This window comes from Candidatus Zymogenus saltonus (assembly GCA_016929395.1).
Lineage (GTDB): Bacteria > Desulfobacterota > Zymogenia > Zymogenales > Zymogenaceae > Zymogenus > Zymogenus saltonus.
Genome location: JAFGIX010000030.1, coordinates 1 through 21849, shown reverse-complemented (window position 1 = coordinate 21849; position 21849 = coordinate 1). Strand labels below are relative to the sequence as shown.

Annotated in this window: 18 protein-coding genes; 3 read left to right on the top strand and 15 right to left on the bottom strand. The window is 46.9% G+C overall.

What is annotated here, in order from left to right; translation table 11 throughout:
* Nucleotides 1–111 precede the first annotated feature (111 nt).
* The 9 genes from JW984_06455 to JW984_06415 form a co-directional block, all read right to left on the bottom strand.
* A complete protein-coding gene (locus tag JW984_06455) occupies nt 112–1416 on the bottom strand; it encodes a 4-hydroxybutyrate CoA-transferase (GenBank protein MBN1572823.1) in 1305 nt (434 codons plus the stop codon).
* A 62-nt stretch (nt 1417–1478) separates the two neighbouring features.
* Nucleotides 1479–3368: a GNAT family N-acetyltransferase gene (locus JW984_06450; GenBank protein ID MBN1572822.1), complete on the bottom strand. Its 1890-nt coding sequence runs from the start codon at nt 3366–3368 to the stop codon at nt 1479–1481.
* Between the two features lie 55 nt (nt 3369–3423).
* Nucleotides 3424–3885, bottom strand: a complete 462-nt coding sequence (locus tag JW984_06445) for a universal stress protein (protein ID MBN1572821.1) — start codon at nt 3883–3885, stop codon at nt 3424–3426.
* A gap of 56 nt (nt 3886–3941) precedes the next feature.
* Nucleotides 3942–4478 (bottom strand): XylR N-terminal domain-containing protein, encoded by a 537-nt coding sequence (locus JW984_06440; GenBank protein MBN1572820.1) that lies wholly within the window; start codon nt 4476–4478, stop codon nt 3942–3944.
* Between the two features lie 140 nt (nt 4479–4618).
* Complete coding sequence (locus JW984_06435) at nt 4619–5098, bottom strand: universal stress protein (GenBank protein ID MBN1572819.1); 480 nt, start codon at nt 5096–5098, stop codon at nt 4619–4621.
* Between the two features lie 70 nt (nt 5099–5168).
* Nucleotides 5169–5630, bottom strand: a complete 462-nt coding sequence (locus JW984_06430) for a universal stress protein (protein ID MBN1572818.1) — start codon at nt 5628–5630, stop codon at nt 5169–5171.
* Between the two features lie 96 nt (nt 5631–5726).
* Complete coding sequence (locus tag JW984_06425; GenBank protein ID MBN1572817.1) at nt 5727–6731, bottom strand: diguanylate cyclase; 1005 nt, start codon at nt 6729–6731, stop codon at nt 5727–5729.
* A gap of 291 nt (nt 6732–7022) precedes the next feature.
* On the bottom strand, nt 7023–8756 hold the full coding sequence (locus tag JW984_06420; GenBank protein MBN1572816.1) for a HAMP domain-containing protein: 1734 nt from the start codon (nt 8754–8756) through the stop codon (nt 7023–7025).
* A complete protein-coding gene (locus tag JW984_06415) occupies nt 8753–9433 on the bottom strand; it encodes a response regulator transcription factor (protein MBN1572815.1) in 681 nt (226 codons plus the stop codon). Before JW984_06415 ends, JW984_06420 begins: the two co-directional genes overlap by 4 nt.
* Before the next feature lie 391 nt (nt 9434–9824).
* Here JW984_06415 and JW984_06410 point away from each other — a divergent pair, with 391 nt between their 5' ends.
* Together JW984_06410 and JW984_06405 are read left to right on the top strand one after the other, a co-directional pair.
* Nucleotides 9825–10859: a DUF4118 domain-containing protein gene (locus JW984_06410; GenBank protein ID MBN1572814.1), complete on the top strand. Its 1035-nt coding sequence runs from the start codon at nt 9825–9827 to the stop codon at nt 10857–10859.
* A gap of 305 nt (nt 10860–11164) precedes the next feature.
* Nucleotides 11165–11686: an ECF transporter S component gene (locus tag JW984_06405; GenBank protein MBN1572813.1), complete on the top strand. Its 522-nt coding sequence runs from the start codon at nt 11165–11167 to the stop codon at nt 11684–11686.
* Between the two features lie 734 nt (nt 11687–12420).
* Here the strand turns inward: JW984_06405 and JW984_06400 are convergent.
* From JW984_06400 to JW984_06390, 3 genes are all read right to left on the bottom strand, one after another.
* Complete coding sequence (locus tag JW984_06400) at nt 12421–12870, bottom strand: hypothetical protein (GenBank protein ID MBN1572812.1); 450 nt, start codon at nt 12868–12870, stop codon at nt 12421–12423.
* Nucleotides 12871–13309: 439 nt separating this feature from the next.
* Nucleotides 13310–13771, bottom strand: coding sequence for a cyclic nucleotide-binding domain-containing protein (locus JW984_06395; GenBank protein MBN1572811.1), 462 nt, complete (start codon nt 13769–13771; stop codon nt 13310–13312).
* A 258-nt stretch (nt 13772–14029) separates the two neighbouring features.
* Entirely contained in the window at nt 14030–14605 is a 576-nt protein-coding gene (locus JW984_06390; GenBank protein ID MBN1572810.1) for a hypothetical protein, read from the bottom strand.
* Nucleotides 14606–15100: 495 nt separating this feature from the next.
* On the opposite strand from JW984_06390, the gene JW984_06385 reads away from it, so the two are divergent.
* Nucleotides 15101–17521: a hypothetical protein gene (locus JW984_06385; protein ID MBN1572809.1), complete on the top strand. Its 2421-nt coding sequence runs from the start codon at nt 15101–15103 to the stop codon at nt 17519–17521.
* Between the two features lie 225 nt (nt 17522–17746).
* On the opposite strand, the gene JW984_06380 is transcribed toward JW984_06385, so the two are convergent.
* The 3 genes from JW984_06380 to JW984_06370 form a co-directional block, all read right to left on the bottom strand.
* A complete protein-coding gene (locus tag JW984_06380; GenBank protein MBN1572808.1) occupies nt 17747–18364 on the bottom strand; it encodes an isoprenylcysteine carboxylmethyltransferase family protein in 618 nt (205 codons plus the stop codon).
* A gap of 440 nt (nt 18365–18804) precedes the next feature.
* On the bottom strand, nt 18805–19467 hold the full coding sequence (locus JW984_06375; GenBank protein MBN1572807.1) for a hypothetical protein: 663 nt from the start codon (nt 19465–19467) through the stop codon (nt 18805–18807).
* A 793-nt stretch (nt 19468–20260) separates the two neighbouring features.
* On the bottom strand, nt 20261–21325 hold the full coding sequence (locus tag JW984_06370; protein ID MBN1572806.1) for a 4Fe-4S dicluster domain-containing protein: 1065 nt from the start codon (nt 21323–21325) through the stop codon (nt 20261–20263).
* Between the last annotated feature and the right edge of the window lie 524 nt (nt 21326–21849).

Here is a 21849-nt window from a genome sequence, read left to right as displayed (position 1 = left end):
GCCATGAATTCTCCGTCTTCATGCATCGGCAACAAAAAACTGTCTCGCTTAATTTTGATTCCTAAACCTCTATTGCCAAAAACCGCCAGTTTTCTTTCATTACATTCTGATCTAATACAGCAATCCCACCTCTCTCGCCTCTTTTTCCAGCTCGTCACGGAAGTCCGGATGGGCAATGGAGATCATCTCCTTTATCCTCTGGGGGACGCTTTTGAGCCACATGTCCGCGATGCCGTATTCGGTGACGATATACTGAACATCCGACCTCGGGGTTGTGACTATCGTCCCCGGCTTAAACTGCGTGACGACGCGCGATAAGGTCCCTGATTTTGTTTCCACCGTGGAGGGAAGGGCGAGAAAGGACATCCCCCCCTTCGACTTGGTGGCTCCCCTGACAAAATCGAGCTGCCCGCCGGTGCCGCTGAACATGCTGAAGCCGAGGGACTCCGAGGCGCACTGGCCGGTCAGGTCTACGGTCATGGTGTTGTTTATCGAGATCATGTTGTCGTTTTTAGCGATGTTGTTTACATCGTTGGCGTAGTAGACGGGGCAAAACTCGCACACCGGGTTGCGGTCGATAAAATCGTACAGTTCCTTGTTCCCGATGGCAAACGCCGCCACCATCTTGCCCGGGTGGAAACTCTTCTTACTGCCGGTGATGACCCCCTTCTTCGCCAGGTTCATCATGCAGTTGGTCATCATCTCGGTGTGAACGCCCAGGTCTTTCTTGTCGACCAAGAGGTTTCCGACGGCGTCGGACACCGCTCCGATGCCGATCTGTATCGTGGCCCCGTCAGGAATGCGCTCCGCGATCAGGGTTCCGATCTTTTTTTCCACGTCGCTGATCGGTATCTCCGGTATTTCCGGAAGGGGATGATCGCTCTCCACGATGTAGTCAACGTTGCTGACATGGGTGACGGTCTGATTGCCGAAGACGAAGGGGGTCTGCTTATTTACCTGAATGATCACGATATCGGCGATCTGCATCATTATCTCGTTGTTGTACGCCCCCACTGGGCCGAAGCTCATGTAGCCCCTCTCGTCCGGCTCCGAAACCTCACACATAAATATGTTGCAGTCGGCCTTGAAGCTTATGGCGCGGGCATGGGAGAAATGATATGAAATCGGATCGACGTTCCCTCCCTTCAGAAACGCACGCTCCAGCGGTCCTACAAATAAAGATATAAAATTAATATGGCCCTTGTATTCCGGCTTGAAGACTTCATAGGGATACATAGATATTCCGGAATAGAGCGTCACGTTTTCGAGCTCGTCCTTTCTCTTGCAGAGCGCATTGACGACATCGACGGGCTGGCTGCATCCGCCCGGCATGCCCACCGTGTCTCCCGACTTGATTACCGCCGCTGCTTCGTCGCTCGTTACCAACTTCTTCTTATAATCTTTTTGCCAGTCCAAAAGATTTCTCCTTTCATAATTATTCTTGTAGGAAATTATGAGGGTAATGCTCATGCACATATTTATCTAAAATTCAGTTTCATCTCGTAGACACCCTGGATGCTCTCCTTTTCTATATCGAATCCGCTCTTTTCTAAAAGCCTCATCATAGGTCTGTTTTCTATCAATACCGAGGCCATGACGCCAGTCAGCCCCTTCCTCTTTACCAGAAGCACCAGATATTGGACCAGCTCCCACCCAATCCCCTGCCTGTGAAATTCGTCTTTGACCACTATGGCCGCCTCCACCTGGAGGGACTTCTCATCCGAGATGTATTGGGCCATACCGAGGATGGTTTCCTTTTCCTCCTCTTTCAAGACGGCGAGGATTATCATATCCCTGGTGTAATCGATCACAACGAAGTTTTGCAGTCTGTCGTGGGGCATATCTTTCCTCATCGACATGAACCTCCGGTAGAGGGTCTCGTCCGAAAGATCGTAGAAGAACTCCTTGAGGAGAGGCTCGTCGCTGATCTTTACCGGCCTGAGAAGTATTTTGAGACCGGTCCTTGTAGTCCTGTATGCCTCGAGGTGCTCCGGGTATTCCCCGAACTCCCCCGTAATAAAGGCCTGGTCTCTGTATATGAAATTGAGCTTTTTTGCCTCATCTATTAGCCAGGGCCTGAATTTCGGGTGGGCTATGGAAATGAGCTCCATGGCCCTCTCCCGGATGTTTTTACCGTGCAGGTACGCGATCCCGTATTCGGTAACCACGTAATGAATATCGCCCCTGTTTAGGGTCACTCCCTCCCCCTCCTTGAGATAGGGCACTATCCTCGAAATACTCTCCCCTTCCGCCGTCGACTGAATGGTCAAGATGGTTTTTCCCCCACGGGCCAGGACTGCCCCCCTCATGAAGTCCGCCTGTCCGCCGATCCCGCTGTAGAAGGTGTTGCCGATCGACTCGGCGGTAGCCTGACCCGTCAAATCGACCTCCAGGGCGCTGTTGATTGCGGCCATGTTTTCGTGGCGGGCGATAATCAGGGGATTGTTGGTATAATCCACCGACTTGAACTCGACGCTCGGGTTGTCGTGGATGTAATCGTAGGTCTTCTTCTTTCCCATTGAGAAAGTGGCGACGGTCTTTCCACGATCCAGGCTTTTTTGTGAATTATCTATGACGCCCGCTTTCATCAGCTCCACGATCCCGTCGGTCAAAAGCTCCGTGTGGACGCCGAGGTGCTTCTTGTCTTTCAGGTTCGACAGTATCGCGTTCGGGATGCTTCCGTATCCCACCTGTATTGTGTCGCCGTCCTGAATGATGCGACTTACGTAATTCCCGATTCTTTGAGAGATCTCGTCCGGAATCCGATCCTCATACTCCATCAAGGGCTCATCGTGGGGAACGAGAAAATCGACCTGTTCAATATGGATGAATCCGTCTCCGTGTACTCTGGGCATGTTCGAGTTTATCTGCGCGATCACAAGGGACGCATTTTCTACCGCCGCCTTTACAATATCCACGCTTATCCCGAGACTCATGTAGCCGTGACTGTCAGGGGGTGTGGTTTGAATAAGGGCCACGTCCACCGGTATCATATTTCGGTTCAGCAGACTCGGAACCTCGGATAGAAACACGGGCGTGTAATCCGCGTTTCCTTGGTTGACGGCGCCTCTTGTATTGTCCCCTATGAAAAAGGAGTTGTGGCGAAAGTTGCTCTTGAATTTGTCATCGGCGTAGGGGGCGACGCCGAGGGTCCACACGTGAAATATCTCCGCATCCACCACCGCCTTCGGGTGGGATTCAACATATTTTATGATTTCCCCCACGAGATAGCTCGGCTCTCCACATCCGGTGCTTATAAATATCCTGTCGCCGCGGTGTATGCGTTCAAATATTTTATCGGTCTCCAGCAGCTTCTCGGGATATTTTTCTTTATAAGCTTCCTTTTCCACCACACCTCCACTTTTTATTCGCCCTGTAGGTCCGTTTAAGCTGAACGATAATCGGCTTTGCCCCGGCTCCTATCTACCAAGATGTAACCCTGACCGTCATTACCGGGCAGTTGGCATTTCGTACCACCCTGTCAGCCGTCTTGCCGAAAAAGAAATGGTCAAACCTCGTTTTGCCGTGGGTCCCCATAATGACCAGGTCGATATTTCTATCCTTGATGGTCTCCAAGATCTCTTTGAAAGGGTCGCCTTTTAAAAATAATGTTTCGTACTCGACATTTTTGTCGATATATTTTCTACAAAAATCCCCCATCTCCTTTACGCCGGAATCGTCAAGCTCGTCCATCAGGTTTTCCAGTACCTTGTTTGTCAGAACGAGCTTCGTTAACCCTTCATATTCCTGAAAAACATGAAGTAGATGGATTTTTGCCTTAAATTTCTCCGAAAAGATGTTGGCGTAATGGGCGAGGACCCTCGATGTTTCGGAGAAATCAACAGGTACAAGAATGTTTTTTATGGGCCTGTTCAAGTCTTCCATTTTGGTTTACCTTTCCTTACAGATAAAATTCTTTCTATGATTACATGATAAGTTTTTTACTTCTTATTTTCAAACACACAGACATCGTCCCCCTTTGCCACGCATTTGGTCTCGACAATCTGTACCTTTTTCCCTGTGGCGTTAAACATCCCCTCAATCGCTCCCGCCTGAAAATCGCAGACGGAGACCTTGGATCTCTCAGGAAAACCGGTGACGAAAGGAGAAAAGTAGAGATTCGTCTTAAAAAGTCCCCTCTCCACGTCAATCTCTTCAATTATATTGAAGCCCCAACCCCTTTTCCCCGCGGTCTCACAGTAAAAGGTAATAAGCTCTTCTCCTTGAAGCTTTAAAAGCTCTTTCATGATCTTGGCCATATCTGTACCGATTTCATATCCAGCCTTCCTCATGAAAATCTTTGCCGCGTTTATTCCACCGAGGTCGGCCGCCGAGCGCATCATGAGACCGAATGTGGCCTGAGGCGTGATGACGATTCTCCTTCCAAGCATCGTGAACATCTCATCCTCATCCACCGATAAGGAATTTTTTATCTCTTCTAAAGCGTCTTTGGAATCCCAGTGTTTCAAATTTTTCATAATAAATAATCTTCCATTAAGATACTATAGGCAATAGCAATATAAAAGCACTAATGATAACTGTATATGGTTTTTTTATCTTTAAGGCAATAGTATAATTCTAAGGAATCATATCAAATACATTTATCCTGAAAACTTCGTCAACTCTGCTGCGACATCATCCTTCTCTGTTTTTGTGGGGCGTTGATCGTAAGAACGGGATACTTCGTGAGCCTGACGACCTTTTCGGCCACGGAGCCGAAAACGAGATGCCGCCAGCCCGTCTGGCCGTGGGTCGCCATAACGATGATGTCGGGGTTCTCAAGCTCGGCGATCTTTACTATGTCGCCTGCCGGATTCCCCTCGAAGACTATCGGATCCACGCGAACATTCATAGAGACCTTTTTCTCGATTACTTTTTTTAACTTTTTCTTGTATTTTTCCAAAATTCTCTGCTGAATCGATTTGACATCCAAGCTTAAAATATTAACAAGACCGTCGAAGTTGATGTTTTCCGTGACCACGTGAATAACACACAGCTCGGCGGAGAAATTCGAGGCCAACTCGCCGGCAATTCTGAGCGCTTCGTATGACGGCTCGCTGAAGTCGACCGGGCAAAGAATCTTTTTTATCGTCAACATCTCTGATCTAAAAACCCCACTCAAAAAAAACAGGCGCCTGAGTAACAACAAGGAGCGGCAAATCAAGCAATTAATCACCCTCTTCTCTCGGGGCATGAATCGTAAGTACCGGGCACCGCGCTAATCTGACGACCTTTTCGGTTACCGAGCCGAAGACAAAGTGCCGCCAGCCCGTCTGGCCGTGGGTCGCTATTACAATCAAGTCGATATCGTCCTTATCGGAAAGGTTGACTATCTGATCCGCGGCCTTTCCCTTCAAGGTAATTTGCTTCACGCTTAAATCCATCGGCAACCTCTCTTTGACTACCTCACTCAGCTTATTTTTGGCTGATTCTTCCAGTTCCTCCTGATACGAATCGACATCGAAGTCCGAAAATTCCGGCCCGTACAGCGAGCTTGAGATCTCCCTCACAACATGCACTATGTTCAACTCCGAGGAGAAATGAGTCGATATCTCTTCAGCCACCTTGAGCGCCTCGTATGACGGCTCGCTGAAATCGACGGGACAAAGTATCTTTTTAACCGGTAACATTTTATGCCTCCATTCATAATAAATATTTTTGGGAACTTATTTGAGAATCCTTTAAATATTTTTTCAGGAAGCTTGTTGCCTCTCCCAAATAACTGATTACGCAGTTTTTTTCTTAAACAATCTTTTTTGAAGAGACTTGCTCGACCTATTCTCCTTGCGCAGACTTTTTTCAACGTACATCGCTTCGTCCGCGGCTTTAATTACTTCTTCGAATGATTTATGGTGGTTCGAGGACGCAATACCGATACTGATTCTGGTTTTGTTTATCTCCCTTTCTATGCACCGGCTGATACGAGCGGATAAAGCGATCGCTTCCTCCCGATCGGTATAGGGCAGTATAATCGCGAATTCATCCCCTCCATATCTGAAAGCGGAGTCCACATCCTTTCTTATATTTTTTGTAGCTATCCTGCCCACCTTTCTTAAAACATCATCACCCGCAATGTGCCCATATGTATCGTTGAAGGATTTGAAATCATCTATATCGAATATCAGAAGGGTCAACGGATATGACATCCTTTTAGCCCTGTTTACCTCTTCACTGATCTTCTTGTAGAAATAGCGATGGTTGTAAAGACCGGTAAGATCGTCGGTGATAGAGAGGTGTATCAGCTCTTCCTCCATCTTTTTGCGCTCTGTAATATCGGTAAATATTGCAAAGCTGCCTTTAAAGGTTCCGTTATCGTTAAAAATCGGTCGAGGTGACATGATTGTAGGGATCTTACGGCCGTCCTTTCCCGTCCATACAATTTCGTAATGAGAGCTGTCGCCTTTCATCCTCTTTGCCATTTGAGCTTCAAATACCTTCCGATTATGGTCGTCTAAGAAATCGGTTACGGGTCGGCCGATCATTTCATCCCTCGAATATCCGAACATTTCGGACAATTTGTCGTTCAGATAGGTGAAGATCCCGTTTTCGTCCTGTAATCCCAGACCGTCGTTTAAAGTTTCAATCAACGTACGATAAAGTTCTTCGCTTTGGAATATCGTTTCCGCGTTCGGCTCTCTGCGGTTTTCGGATTTCTCGGCTTCCCTGTTTTTTAGATCCCAATCAAAACCGCTGTCTGCAAATTGTCCTTTTTTGTTTTTTACATCCACCATGTTTAAGTCTTGTCGCATTTAAGGCCCCAAAAACACCGATTTTTGTCACTCCGTTAATTGTTCTTTTATGTTTAGATTTTCATGTCATATGATCTTTTGGTGACCTTCATATATTTACTCCCCCTTCCCCCTCCCTCTTTTTTTGCACCTGATACCCTCGGTAAAATGAATACCATTTGCGTGTTTATTCCAAATAAAGGTTATGTAAATTTTGTGTTAATTTTTATTTTTGAAAATATGTGGACAAGAAAGCGATTCTTGAAAAACTGTTTGTTTGGGGAGCGGCGAGTTTTAATTCAAGTCTTTATTGAGCTTGATCGTGAAGGAAGTCCCCTGGCCGGGAGTGCTGTCTATCTTGATATCTCCTTTGTGCTGCACTACAATGCTTTTCACGATTGAAAGGCCCAGTCCGGTTCCCCCCAATTTTCTCGAGCGGGACTTATCCACGCGGTAAAACCTTTCATAAATATTTGGAAGGTCTTTTTTGGGTATCCCGATGCCCGTATCCTTTATGGTTAGGATCAACTTCGTGTCTTGTGTCCTTAAAGAGATCAGTATCTCTCCACGATCGGTGTATTTGATTGCATTGGATATCAAGTTTATGATCATCTGCTCCAGCTTAAATGGGTCAGCGGATATAATATATTGCTTGTCGTCGGCCATGAAATTGAGGTTAAGACCCTTTTCCGCTATTTCCCTTTCAAAGATCTTGATAACATCCTCTACGATCTGCTTGACATTCACTTCTTCCAATTCAAGGGGCAGCTCTTTTTTCTCGAGCTCCGACAGGATTGCAATATCTTGAATAATATTGATGAGCCTTTCGGTATTCCTCTTCATAATATCCAGATATTGATCCTTTTTCTCGGGTGGACTTTCTTCCAGCATCTCGAGCGACCCCTTGATCGATGTCAGCGGCGTCCTCAATTCATGGGATACGTTGGCTATAAAATCCTTCTTCATATTTTCGAGTTTTTTCATCTCCGTTATGTCGTGAAAGACCAGCACTATCTCTCCTTTGGCCTTCAAGAAGGTTGCGCTGCAAAGAAAAACATTGTCTCCGAGATACAGCTCTTTCAAGACGTTGTCCGCTTCCTGCCTGACCCTGCTTATCAGCTCGACCAGGTCGCCCTCTCTTATGACCTCCCAGTAAAATTTACCCAAAATGAATTCCCTTCCCATTACTTCGGTGAGGCTTGAATTAGTAAACAAGATTCTCTCTTTTCTGTCCAGGACCAAAACCCCCTCCTGCATCGAGGATATTATGAGAAACAAATCGTCCTTTTGCTGTGAAAGCTCCGTGAATAATTTATTGATTCTTTCCGTCATGAAGTTAAAATGTTCTGAAAGGGTATTTAACTCGTCGTTCCTGTTTACGGAAGTCCTTATGCTGAAATCGCCTTCCGCTAACTTTTTCGTTGCGTAGTTGAGATCCTTTATGGGCTTTACAAGGTTTCTGGAAAAAAAGATCGAGCCGGCAAGGGCCAAGAACAGGAAAGACAGGACTATATATAGGATTTCCAGCTCTAATCTGTTCAAAAGGATTTCTACATCCTTCAGGTATAAACCTAATCTCAAAACGCCTATTGTGTTTTTATCTTCCTTGAGCGGCATGGCAACGAATATCATCTGCTCCCCGACCGTGTCGCTGAAGCGGATTGATCTGCCCACACCCGACTCCTTCGCGTTGAAGATCTCTTCACGATCACTCAGGTTCTCCATTAATTTCGGATCTTCTTCGGAGTCTTTTAGAACTCTGCCGTTTATATCTACTATGGTTATTCTCGTGTCGGTTTCGCTTCTTATATTGTCTACGAGCTTGTTGAGCTCTTCTTCTTGGCCCGAATTCATATACTGAACAATCAGGGGGCTGAGTATCTTGCAAAGACTCTCAAGATCTTTGGCGTAACTGTCGGTGTAGTGGGATCTTATGGAATGGAAGGAGAAGATAACGACAAACAATGAAAAGAAGAATACTATAAAAAAGTAGCTTACAAAGAACTTCAGGAACAGGGATTTTTTCATAGCTCTACCTTATATCCTATTCCCCTGAAGCTTTTTATTACTCCTGAAGCCGATTTGAGCTTTTGTCTCAAATGCCTTATGTGTATATCGACGGTTCTGTCAATAACATATTTTTCTTCACCCCAAAGGTAGTCGAGAATCTCTTCTCTGGAAAATACGACGCCGATCTTTGAAGTCAAGAGTTTAAGAATCTTAAATTCAGTTGTGGTGAGTTTTATCTTTTCCCCGTCAACCGTAACCTCATATTTGTCCAAGTCTATTAAAAAGTCGTCCTTGATTTTTATTATCTTTGTCCCCTTGTTTTCCACACTTCTTTTCAAGACCGTTTTTACCCTCGCCACCAGTTCCCGGGTGGAAAAAGGCTTTGTGATATAATCGTCCGCGCCGAGCTCCAGGCCTACTACCTTATCGGTCTCCGCACTCTTTGCGCTCAAAATGATTATTGGAATGTCGGAGTAATCGCTTTTAGTTTTCAGGTTCTTACATATTTCAAAGCCGTCTTCGTCCGGAAGCATCAGATCGAGCAGTATCAGGCTCGGTTTTTTATCCTTGATAAATTGATAAAAGGTTTTAGCATCGTAAAACCCCTCTACATTGAAGCCGAAGTTTTTAAGGCTCTCCGACACGATTTTGACAATATCCGGCTCATCGTCTAAAATGACTATCAATTTTTCCATCTTTTGGTCTCTAAATTGAGTGAAATCCCTCTCATAATACTACCTTTATCCCGGCAATATTTCAATATATTCTTTTATAACCGGAATTGCAGGGAGGTGTCAAATTTTTTAAAGACCGAGCGTCCCCGATATGAAGAAAAACGCTTCGATAATAGACCTTGAATTTTCGCGTTCCTTTGAATCACATAACAGATACTGAGAGGTTTTTAATGACCGGTTTTACCTTTTTTGACTGTTATTTTTCTCAACAACGTGATAGTATCCTTGGGAAAAACGGCCTCGAAAAAACGGATTCCCTTGTTGAAGCGGTTCTATCTTGTATAGGTAAATTATATCGGAGGAGGTCACCCTTACAAAATATCCTCAACTTTAACCAGCGGATTTTTTTGTTATGAAACGAGAAAGAATAAAAATTCTATTTATAGTGGTGGTTTTGATCATTTTATGCTTGATCACGTTCTATTTTCATAAGGTACTTAACACGGGAACCGTATTCACACACTTATTTTACATTCCAATAATTTTATCGGCCTATTGGTGGAAAAGACGGGGTCTGATCGTAGCGCTTTTCTTGTCGTTGTTTCTGATATTCAGCAATATTTTCCTGAGGGATTATGTCTCCGACATAAACGACTATTTTCGGGCATTTATGTTCATCATTATCGGCATTGTCGTTATGTTGTTGAGCGAAAAGATCGAAAAGGCGAACGAAGATCTGCGCAGAAGCGAAAAGGCGTTGGTGGAAGCGGAGAAGCTGGCGAGCCTGGGCCAGCTTGCCGCCGGTATCGCCCATGAAATCAACAACCCGCTGGGCGTCGTCCTTATGTATGCTCATTTACTTCAAGACGAGGCGCCGGACGAAGGTGTCCGTGAAGACTCTCGAATAATAGTGGAGCAGGCCGATCGCTGCAAGAAGATCGTATCTGATCTTCTCCAATTTGCCAGAAAGAACAAGGTTCTCTTGAAACCGGAAAATCTATATGAGATAGCCGCTCACTGCCTGGAATTGACGGATTTTCCGGATAACATAGAAGCGAGTGTTGAGTGCAACTGCGACGACCCCGTAGCCGAGGTGGACGACGACCAGATTGTCCAGCTGATAACAAATATAGTAAGTAACGCGGTGGATGCTATGCCGGAGGGGGGAAAACTGACCGTGTCGGTTGAAGGCGATGAAAACGATGTTCGGCTGGCTATCAAGGACACCGGTGTCGGGATTGAAGCCGACAAGGTTGGCAAAATTTTCGAGCCTTTCTACACGACAAAGCAGATAGGAAAGGGAACAGGACTGGGACTTTCGGTAAGCCACGGAATTATAAAGATGCACAGGGGCAGGATAACCGTCAAGTCCAACGCAGATAAAGAGAGCGGCCCTACAGGCACGGAGTTTACGATTCACATTCCACGAAAAGGCGTTAGGGAATAGCCCCCCATATATAATAGACAAACGGTATAACAAATCCCGTCCGAACGGCGGGCGGCGGATCTGTGCTGTATTGTTGACGGGGCTTGGCCTTTCACCTGTAAGCGGCAAAAGCGGTTTGGGCATTGAATGGGGGGATCTCAAGGGCATTTAACAAGCGGGCGAGATCGGCCAAAGATAAAAGGATATTTCTAAGACGCTGGATATAGATGTTAATCTGATGTTAATCGGTATTTGAAGGCGGGGGCTAAAAGAGGAAACCCCGACTCTTATTTCCGTTTGCCTTCAGAAAGGAAGAGGTAAGTTAAATGTTGGAAAAAGGAACCAAAGTTATTGCAAGGACCGCCATTCTGCTCGCCCTGACCGCGGCGATACAGATAGCGGGCAGGTATTTCACCTCGTTTCTGGGGCCCATGAATATGTTCATTGTGGGGACCCTTGTGAACGCCTGCCTGCTCATCTCCGTTGAATACGCCGGGATCAAGGGCGCCTCCGTAATAGCCTTCGTCACACCGTTCACGGCGGTACTGACCGGAGCTCCAGTTCCAATTCCGTTCTTGCCGTTTATCGGGATCGGAAATTTTATCCTGGTACTCGTCTTCTATTTATTGAAGAGGAGGATTTATGGGATAGGCGTAGGGGCGATACTCAAGTTCTCATTTCTCTTTGCATCCGTTGCGATTTTCTTGAAGATGACCAGCCTTCCGGCAAAGCTCGTGGGGGCGTTGTATTTCGCTTTCTCATGGCCCCAGATTGTGACCGCTTTGTTGGGGGGAGTGGTCTACCTGGCGGTTACCAGGGTACTTAAAGTAAAGAGTATAGACGAATGAGTTTGCACTAAATGTGAGAGGCATTCGGCTTTATATCCAATTTCCTTTCAGCATTTGCATTGGCGGGGCCCTCGTGTTGCATCAAAGATGGAAAAAAATCGAGCGGGTAGGGAGGCAGGGACTCATCGTGATGATCCTAAAGATTCATGAATAGACAAAATCCATGAAGCGGTTGGAGAATCCGGCTTATCGGTGCGCCTTTTTAGGATTGAAAACGGCGGGATCGAGGGATTGTGGAATCGCATGATTGAACAATTGCGTGATTGAACAATTGATATAGCCGCTTTCTTTCACGTACGACCGGAACCGATTATTGAAAACCTAATTTGCTCCTAAACGGCCCCCTTAGTTGGATGATCTTTGTTAGGACAAATACGCACGCGGCACGAAAATATAGTTGAGAGTGTGTTTGTTTTAATCGAGCAAAAGAACTGCTTCTCGGACAACCTCAATACGGTTATTCCAACCGCTATAACAAGATATACGAATATGACGGCGGCGTTGACCCATAAACACCATATTGAATTCATGGTTTCCCCTCCATAATTTAAAAAACGGGGTTGAACAATTAGTTAAAAATCCGAGGGAAAAGCCTCTTTGGTTCTCCCTTTATTTCCTGAAAAAATATATATTTCCCCCGGATGAACTTTATTTCAATAATATGTTTCGATGTCGCGACAACCTCTGGAAACAACAGTTTTGATTGGAACTATTTGCTGAATCCCTCGCATCTATTATAGAAAGGCCCCGAACAAAATAAATCCGATCAACAACCCGGCGGCAATGGTCAGGAAAACGTCGATCCATGAGATTGGATTGGAAAGCGCCTCTCTGAATTGAATACACTCTTCTGAAACACCATTATGACTCACTACGCCTTTTCGTGTCTGAAATCCTTTAACGATACTAAGGCCGTTCCTATTCATATCAGGCTCCGGTATCTGGATTTGGACTTTTGTGTCTTCCCTCATCCGTCCAGAAGATTCGATAGGGCTTGGGGAGCCTTCATTTTTATGTATGTCTTTCATCCTTGGCGGATTTAAAGATTCCAATCTCAAAAAGGCCTTTATCTCTTCGACGTTGTAGGGTTCAGAAATCTCGTGTTCAACCGCTTGGTATTGCAGATCAATCATTCGGTGATCCGTAAATGGCCTTAGGTCTGAATTATTTACCGTCTTATCCATAACAAAAATTCCTTGAGTATCTTGCCGCTATTAATAAATTAGTTTTTATCTTCCCTTGATTAATATTTAACGCAATTTATGTACCAAAGAACGGTTTCAAGGGGGGATATTTGGCTGAGGGATTAGTAACAAATGGTTGGTTTTTTACAGGTTTGAACAAAAAATATCGGCTTGGCAAGATTTTTTTATTTACATTTTTAAAATATGCAATACATTTTTGCACCTAACACAAGAATACTTTTGATTGGCCGATCAGGGGATTCAATACGTAACGTAAGCCTTGCCGAAGGTTCGAGAGTGAGCGTCCTGTTTGGTTATATGTTTTTTAGACCTTTACGCACCTATTCCTTTCCAAAATAATGCCTATTTGGACCGTCAAGTGTTGGGCTTTTTTATAGGGCTTTTCGTTGGGGATGGCAGGGCGGGGCTTGAACGCCCGTCAGCAGATCATGCAGATATGTATTAAGGCTTCCGTCTGGTTTATGGAATTCCTCAGCCGGCTGGAGATAGTCTTTAGCAACACCCAGAACATCTTATAGGCGATGTCTCTGTGATTCAGGGATATTTCCTTAAAGTTTTCCTTTGAGAGAACAAGCAGTTCGGCGTCTTCGTGGATGATCACATCCGCCGATCTCGGGGCGTCGTCGACGAGGGCCATCTCGCCGAAATGCTCGCCCGCGTTAAGGACAGCCAGGGCCTCTTCCTTTTTGTTTTCTATCTCAAGGCTTATCCTTACCGCCCCCTTTGATATAATATACAGCTTGTCGCCCCTGTCACCTCTCCGGAATAGGACATGGTCTTTGGGATAATTTTCGATCATTAGCAATTTGGAGACGGTATCAAGCTCTTTGTCGTTTAAGTCTTGAAATAGGTTAAGCTTTTTAATATACGAAATGTCCATATGGATAATCTCCAGAAAATATTTTAATTAAATCAAATTCTTAAAATGACTTGAAGTTATTACCTTTACTATTAATACATTTTTTGCTATTTTTCAACCGTTTGTTTTCTATGCTTTTATCCTCTCTTTAATGTGATTATTTCCCAAATTTAGAATAGACGCTGCTTTCATGAGTATGTAATATGTAGAAATATAATATAGAGAATTAACATCACTGGGTCTGTAATAGGGGTTACACAAACTAGTATCGCCCAAAACCTACTCCTTTGGCAAAATCTCGTATCTGCACGAATCGGAGCCCATGGCCTTGCACCGGGTCTCCACTGCTCGCCAATCTTTCTTGCCCGACCAGGCGATGAATTCGTCCATCAGGCCGCTTACGAAGCTGCAAATCGGTTTCGTGGACTCCTGTCCCTCGCAAAAGGCACACAGGGGATTATCGTATACGATGGTATCTCCCTCTACAAATACAGTTCCCCTCCCCGTAAATATGGGTATCTGTTCTATGACTTTAAGAAGCTTTTCATCGGTCGGCAGGCTCTGAAATCCATCGAAGATCCCCAGCTCCAAGGGGTACCTGCCGGCCGCCCTGCCGATGACACGATACAGAGCCATGGTTCCCGAGATTCCGAGGATCTTCAGGAAACTCTGGTCGATGGCCTTTAGATCGTCATCGGTAAAGCCCTTCTCAGGGGAATAATCGGGCATGTTTTCGAAAAGGTGGGACATGCCCGCATAGTTCATCAGGGCTTTCATCCCGTTTTTCCCCATAACATCTTCCGTAGCGTCAAGGGTGACCCTGATTACTACATTGGCAACGCTCTTTTCGGTCATATCAAATCCTTAAAAATGCGATAGCTATATATAGTAAATTAAGACGGGAGTTCTACTGTTAATATAAAAAAGACATATAGCTTCTATCTATCTTGAGAATCGGTTCTTTTTCCCGATTGGGCGCTTGACGATTAGTCTTCAATCCTCGGCCCTCATCAAGTTAAGACCCCCGGTTTCGCTCTCACGGCATGTAATATTGAAAAACAGAAAAGCGGCCGTCCCCAAAGATATTATAAATGTATAATAATTATATCAAAAATATAACATTTAATGGATCATTTTCCAATATTAAATTGTAGAAATTTTGTAAAAATAGATTCGGTGAGGCTATGCTGCCAGCTCTAATCTATTACGGGGACTTGTTTTCGAGGGCAAATCGGGGGTGGAAAATTAATTTGCGGCCGACGTCGTGAATTGAAGTAAGCGTTTGTCCTTGACCTTTTGTACTTCTTCTACTAAAATCCACTCTAAATTACCTTTTTGGAGGAAGTCTCTATGACTAGTTCTGAACGTGAAATTACACTCAGGAAAAAGCTTGAAATCCCCGATGATGCCAAAAGGGTTTTGCTTTTTAGTGAGTCCAGCCACTGGGACCCGAACTGGATGTTTACATCCAAGGAATATTATAAGCTGAGAATCAGGAGATTGCTCGACCAAGCCGTTAAGGAGTGTGAGGCCGATCCGAGGAGAATCTTCGGCATAGAATGCATATTTTTCCTGAAAATGTACTGGGAGCGCAGGCCGAAACGGAGGGAGTCGGTGCGAAGGCTCGTAAACGAAAGGAGGTTTCGCCTAACCGGCAGCAGCACGGGAACCCCCGATACCTGCGTTCCGGGCCTCGAGGCGATCATCCGGGATTACCTGATCGGCCAGGAGTGGCTCAGGGAAAACGGCATGAATCAGGAGTCCCGGCTTGCCTACCTGCCGGACAATTTTGGGGTTGTCCCGACCCTTCCGACGGTGCTCAATGCCCTCGGTTATGCTTATACGGCGTTGTCCAGGATCGACGGGTGCTTTTACCCGGGCACGGACTACGCGGACCCCCGCTTGTTTCCCCGTCCGGGGTCATCAGCCGAACTGTTGAGGCGCGATCTCAAAACCGACGATTTCGTCTGGCGGGGGCCGGACGGCTCCAAGCTCCTTTGTCACTGGAATCCCTACACATACGGGCAGGGCGACACCATCGCCGCGGCGGCGCCGGTGAGGATGATGGGCGTGACCTTCGGCTTTCGGGCAAGGTCCATCAAGAAGGTGGCGAAAAAGATAGAATCCTATGTAAAAGACCTCGCCCCGTTGGCAAAGACTCCGTATATGCTATGTCCCATGGGTCTTGACTTCAACGGGCCTGTCCCCGGCCTTCTCTCCTTGTTGGACAAATACAACCGGGAGGTCTATCCCGAATCGGGCATATACGTGTTGAACGCGGGGATGGACGATTACTTCGACCTGGTATCGTGCCATATAGACAAACTGCCGGAGTTGGAGATCGATTTCAACCCCTACTGGACCGGTTTCTATTCCGCCCGCCCGGACGTGAAACAGAGGTGCAAAAAGATCGTCGATGATCTGTTGAGAATAGAGAGCGCGCTCGCCCTGGCGAAAGATGAAAAGCAGGCCTCAGACCTGCTACGCGAGCTGGCCCCCGTCTGGGAGACGGTGGTTGTTGCAAATCACCACGACTTCATCACCGGCACCTCCCCCGACCGTGTCTGGAAAAAGGAGCAGAGACCCTGGCTTGTGGAGGCGCAGAAGACGATAGACCGGGTTAAGAAAGAGGCAAAGGCCCTGCATACGGCCCCGGCTGCCGCCGAATCCCCTGTAAAACCGCCCAAGGTCACCGCCTCCAACGGCAAGATCAGGATTGAAAACAAACATTATATTATCACCCTCTCGGAGAAATTGGGGGGGTGCGTCGACGGCTGGCGGGATCCGAAGACGGGCGAAGAGCTACTCACAGGCCTCGCCGGAGACGTAATCCTCTACAAGGATTCGGGGGGTCTGTGGCGCATGGGCCATGAGTTTGCCGGCGGACAGTTTTTCATGACGGAGTGCATGTCGGGAAGGCCCGCCAAGTTGGATATGGAAAACCAGAACGGATACCTCCATGTCACATCCGAATTTACGCTCGACGGCAGGGCGATGAAAAAGGAGATGTGGTTCAGCTCCGATTCGCCCTTCGTTCGCATGAGGCTTACCGGCTCGGCCCGCAGGTGGAAGACCATCACCTGCCGTTTTTCATCCCGGCTGTTCCCGCATTCCATCTACATGGATGTGCCGGGGGGCGTTGTCCAAAGGCCCCTAATAAAAATCTATAATCCGACCTACTGGGCCGGGGCCGGTTTCGCCCACATCACAGATCCAAAAACGAAGAGGGGTTTTGCCCTCTTTATGGGAGGCCCCGTCAGCGTAAGCGGTACCGCCAACGGGGCTCTGGAGTGCGTCGCCATAAGGAACGCCCCGATGGAGCGCGCTTACCGTATCTTCCCGATACCCACCGCCTTTCCAGCCTACGGCCTTGCTGGCTCCGAGCACTCCTTCAATTTCGCGGCCGGCTTTACCAGAAAGGGGGACTGGAGGGAAAACAGGCTCTTCTCTGTGGCCGCCGACATCATTAAAGACGCCCGCATTGATCCTAAGGAAGAGGAAATTCCGGACGCGATCGGCGTAGCGGTTGATCTCGACAGTGAGGATGTAACGGTGGTGGCCCTAAAGCGGGCCCATCGGGGCGAAGGCCTTATCGTGAGGCTCCAATCGTTCGGGCCCGACAGGGTGAAGATTTCCCTTAAGGACAAAAAGATCAAAAAGGCGTTTCTCGCAGACGCCCGGGAGCGGGACATAGAACAACTGAAGGTCGACTCGAAGGGCGTGTTAGTGCCGTTTACCGGCACCGTCGCCACGGTGAGGCTCCTGGTTTAGGCCGGCGGCCGAAAATATATAGCGTTGAAGCAAGCGATGACGCGGGCGATGGGGCGAGCAATAGGACTATAGGGCCGCATCGCCCGTGCTTTAACGGCCGCCGCCGCGGGTGAGGGCAGGTCGACCGACCCCCCCCGGGCCGCCCCCGGCGGCGATAACGGTTTTTATTGAAAAAAAGCGGCACCGGCCCCTGTAATATATAAGGGGCCGGGCCTCGTTACGGCGTCAATAGATAAACGGAACCAGCCGCCTGACCCTCCGGCTGTAGGAGAGGTACGCCTCACCAAACGTCTCGGACAGATGGCTTTCCTCTATCGAGATCACGCGCAGGACCAGTATGAAGTAGACGATAAACAGGATAAGTACGAAAAGGGACTGTACTAAAAGCGCGAGGCCCAGCAATACGGATAAGACACCGACATTCAGCGGGTGTCTCACCCAGGAGTATATACCCGAGGTAACCAGCGGGTCATTGGGGCGTGGAGCGAAGCCGCCGGGCTGAAAGGTTGTGCCCAGGGCAATGAAGCCGAGCACGATCATCGCGGTGCCGCAGATTATCAGGGCAATGCCGACGGCCTCCAGCCCGTAGATCAGCCAGGGTGTGGTTATAACCAGGTGAGTCAGGTCCAGGGCTTGATACCGGCCTATGATCAGGGAAACGGCAATCAGGGGGATAAATAAGATGAGTATGGTCGTGTTGAAATAGTTTTCTACGATTACTATACCTCGTCCTTCGGGCTTGACCTGGAGAAATCTCCTGGCAAAGACCATCATAGTCCCGCCCTGGAATGCCAGCATCACGAACAGGAATATCCCAACTCCTTGCTCGCCTATAAGATGCATAATAAGCCTCCCTTGATTAAGGTTGTATTAAACACCGGGATCGGCCTCAGGTTCAGGGAAATAGGCCGAATCCCTTTTCATTTTATATCGACTTCAACGCATAAACGAAGCAACAGTTCATAAACGCGGAATGAATAGCAATTACTTTTAGTATCAACTTGTTCTATGAATAAAAATATTTACTTATCATGTTGTGCTTAATAAATAGACTTCTATAAAGAACTCACCAGTTTCGGCGGCGCGTCTCGCTTTCAGATTTATAGCATCTACTAAAGACATTCTGCCTTCAAGAATGAAAAATAAGTCCCTACTATTCATACCTATAATGCCAATTGAGCGGCCTCTTGAGAAAGCTGAAAGCCCATCTTCTGAAAAACCGTTATAACTGATGAACAATCCACGAGACCATTTAGACTTACCGCCAACCTTTCTATCAAAGCTCAGTAGTTCACTTTGCCCGATTTGCTTGTTTTGCCACTTCGCTTCAACAAGATAAGTGTCATTACCAATTTGAAACTCCCATCTATCTGTTCACCTACTAGTCTAAATGAACTCTGTGGGTCAAGATTATATGCTTTGAATAATTCGTTAAGAAATTCTTCAAAGGCGTACCCTCGCGGTTGAGCCTCTAACTCCGTTATTCTTAGTAAATCGTTTTTCAGTTTCAGAAGTACCTCTTGATTTATTTCCTCGACAGCAGACTCTTCTTGTTCCTCTGAGCGCGGTAGCGAATCCAAGAAGTTCGAATTCCAGAGTTCAGGGATTTTAAAACTTAAGCGTTCTATCTGATCGTTTAGTTGCACAATTTCCTCTCGCGTTATCGGATCACCCTTATTACTCCGATAAGTCATGCCCACTTGAACTATTTCTAATATTAACCTACAAAAAATGTCTCTTCTTGTTTCTAACGTGGCCTGTAAAAGCCTATTTATCGCTGGTGATTTACTTCCGCCCATCCAATATTTAGATAGACCAAGTTTCTGAGCGATTCCCTCAAATGAAATGTCGAATGAGGCATAAGGATGGGGGGTACCTGGTAAGAAGCTACATAGCGTTCCAACCATCTCATTAATCGCTTGTGATTCTTGAAGTGATATTGCCATTGACTAATAGCTAAAACACAAGTAGAACAACTAAAACAAAGAAAAATGTCAGCGACTACTTATAACCTGCCCCCGAGAACTGGACAGTATTTAAGTTAGTCTATTGGCGAATGTTTCCTTTTAAGCTCCAGAAAACCGGGGAATCATTGCTTCAGGAATTGGGGGATTATAAACAATCACATTATTTAGCAAGAGTATCGTACTCTCTTCGCCATCTCTCTGTCAATACTTTTACTTACAATAGTGTATCAAAGCTCTCTCCATTAAGCTATTCATTCATGAGATTCCCATTAAAAGATTCGATATATCTGATCTTCCGGAAATTATTCGATTCGTTGAAAATCGTATTAGCACTCAGTCTCACTTGCTATTCTTTAAAATCAGAAAGAATAGCAAGTTCAACAAATATAAAGTATTGTTGGATAATCATGGTCGGGGCAATAGGATTTGAACCTCCGCCCCCCTGCTCCAAAAGCATAGCGACAAGACGATAAAGTACTGACATCATTGCATAATTCTTAATTGCGTGCCCCTGCGGGGTGTTTTTGTGTTCCTATCTTGCTCCAGGATGCCCTGAAATGCCCTAGAATTCCCTAGTTTTTGTAACATTTTTGTAACAATTTCGCATATTATAAATAACATACAAATAAACTGGCCAGTGTTCTAAATTTCGATTCCACCCGAGGGATTTTGAACACGTTTCGTTAAACATGATACACTTTAAATTGTTAGGTTTTCAAATAGTATCAAAAAGTTTCCCTGGCAATGGAATTCCTGGTTTTTAATCTTTGAATCAGACCAGCCCCCGTTTTTGAGCCATCAGCATCATCTGCTCAGACGTGTTTTCTGGAGGTGTGCGGTACTCCTCTTCCGGTTTGGTAACCAACTCCAGGGCCCCCGCCGGGCAAGTAGTCACGCAGAGTCCGCAGCCGATGCAGCGGTCGAGGCTGATCTCGCAAACGCCCTCGCTTAAAGTGACGGCCTCCATCTGGCAACGGTCTATGCAGGTTTCGCACCCGGTGCAGAGGCCTGTGTCAACAACCGCGTAGTGGTTTGAAAAAACTATTTCAGCCGGTTTCGGATGTCTGTTCAGCGCGCGCATCACGCCGCAGCAATCCCCGCAGCAGTTGCACATGCCGCCCGGATTTTGAGCCGTTGCCGGCTGCGTCACCAGGCCGGCCTCGTGGCATTTCAGCAGGATCTCCTTCGCCTCGTCCACGTCGACCTTCCTTCCCATCTTGCGGTCGAGGTAATACTGCCCCATAGAGCCGAACATGAAGCATGCTTCCAGCGGCTTGTCGCACGACCTGTCGATAATCTTCATGCTCTTTCTGCAGATGCAGTCCGTAACCACGATCTTGTCCTTGCCGCGTAGAATTTCCACGGCGTCTTCATAGGCCGCAACGTTGTAACCCGTCTTCACAGATTCATGAACGGGGACAGTGCGGAGAAAATACTCGGCGCCGTTCTCGATCGCCCTGTGAAAACCCTCTTCAAAATATTGTTGAACCATCTCGGAAAATTCTCGCTCGATGTTTTTCACCTGAAACTCGAACAGACCGTGGACAAACGGTATCGCGGCGTACCTGACGGCACCCCCCTTTTTTTGGCGAAACAGAAGGCCCCGCTCGGCCATATCGTCCAGGAGGGCGGCGACCTCTTCCGGCGGCCGGCTAAAACGGGACGACACAGATTCGGGGCTCTCCAGCTCGTGGCTCAACGATAAGAACATCTCCGCGTCGTCCTCGGAAAACAGATACTTAAGAATTTTCAACTCGATGCCGGACTTAGTCTCAGGAAATCCCATAGAGTAGCGGTCGAGCCGCTTCTGTAATTGACGGAAAATATCTTCAGACATGATAACTCCACTCCTTTTTCTGTTGGAAAATCAGCCACTCCCTTTTACACGGCCTCCCGCCGGGAGATTATGCGCAGGTAATCCCGGGGCCGGGGGGCGGGAAGAGGCATATTTTTTTCAGGCCCCCACGCCGATTATACCATGATCTGGGGACGTCCGGATATTTAATATTACCCTACCCGTATGATTCCGGCCTATAACATGGAACCGTCTTTAGGGGCAGGGCCGATAGATAACAAGGCGGTTTTAGGATAGGGCAATCTCCGCCCGGAAGCTCGCTGGGGTGCGGTTTCCCGCGGGCCCCCGTTATCCAAATATAGTCCTGAACCCGCGCCCCCCTCCGTGCCAGGAAAAGGATACCGCGTCCCTGTCGCAGATGTACCACTTTTTGCAAAACTTAATGTTTTTGGCAATTTGGATAAGCGGTGGATTTAGTAAGCAGTTGATATTGTTAGATAATATTGGTCGGGGCGAGAGGATTTGAACCTCCGACCCCCTGCTCCCAAAGCAGGTGCGCTAACCAG

Bases quoted from the DNA above. Each gene is read 5' to 3' on its own strand.
- JW984_06390 (MBN1572810.1), bottom strand. From the start codon at position 14,605: ATGACCGAAAAGAGCGTTGCCAATGTAGTAATCAGGGTCACCCTTGAC.
- JW984_06415 (MBN1572815.1), bottom strand. From the start codon at position 9,433: ATGGAAAAATTGATAGTCATTTTAGACGATGAGCCGGATATTGTCAAA.
- JW984_06395 (MBN1572811.1), bottom strand. From the start codon at position 13,771: ATGGACATTTCGTATATTAAAAAGCTTAACCTATTTCAAGACTTAAAC.
- JW984_06380 (MBN1572808.1), bottom strand. From the start codon at position 18,364: ATGCATCTTATAGGCGAGCAAGGAGTTGGGATATTCCTGTTCGTGATG.
- JW984_06385 (MBN1572809.1), top strand. From the start codon at position 15,101: ATGACTAGTTCTGAACGTGAAATTACACTCAGGAAAAAGCTTGAAATC.
- JW984_06405 (MBN1572813.1), top strand. From the start codon at position 11,165: ATGTTGGAAAAAGGAACCAAAGTTATTGCAAGGACCGCCATTCTGCTC.
- JW984_06370 (MBN1572806.1), bottom strand. From the start codon at position 21,325: ATGTCTGAAGATATTTTCCGTCAATTACAGAAGCGGCTCGACCGCTAC.
- JW984_06440 (MBN1572820.1), bottom strand. From the start codon at position 4,478: ATGAAAAATTTGAAACACTGGGATTCCAAAGACGCTTTAGAAGAGATA.
- JW984_06425 (MBN1572817.1), bottom strand. From the start codon at position 6,731: ATGGTGGATGTAAAAAACAAAAAAGGACAATTTGCAGACAGCGGTTTT.
- JW984_06375 (MBN1572807.1), bottom strand. From the start codon at position 19,467: ATGGCAATATCACTTCAAGAATCACAAGCGATTAATGAGATGGTTGGA.
- JW984_06435 (MBN1572819.1), bottom strand. From the start codon at position 5,098: ATGTTGACGATAAAAAAGATTCTTTGCCCGGTCGACTTCAGCGAGCCG.
- JW984_06400 (MBN1572812.1), bottom strand. From the start codon at position 12,870: ATGGATAAGACGGTAAATAATTCAGACCTAAGGCCATTTACGGATCAC.
- JW984_06420 (MBN1572816.1), bottom strand. From the start codon at position 8,756: ATGAAAAAATCCCTGTTCCTGAAGTTCTTTGTAAGCTACTTTTTTATA.
- JW984_06445 (MBN1572821.1), bottom strand. From the start codon at position 3,885: ATGGAAGACTTGAACAGGCCCATAAAAAACATTCTTGTACCTGTTGAT.
- JW984_06410 (MBN1572814.1), top strand. From the start codon at position 9,825: ATGAAACGAGAAAGAATAAAAATTCTATTTATAGTGGTGGTTTTGATC.
- JW984_06430 (MBN1572818.1), bottom strand. From the start codon at position 5,630: ATGTTACCGGTTAAAAAGATACTTTGTCCCGTCGATTTCAGCGAGCCG.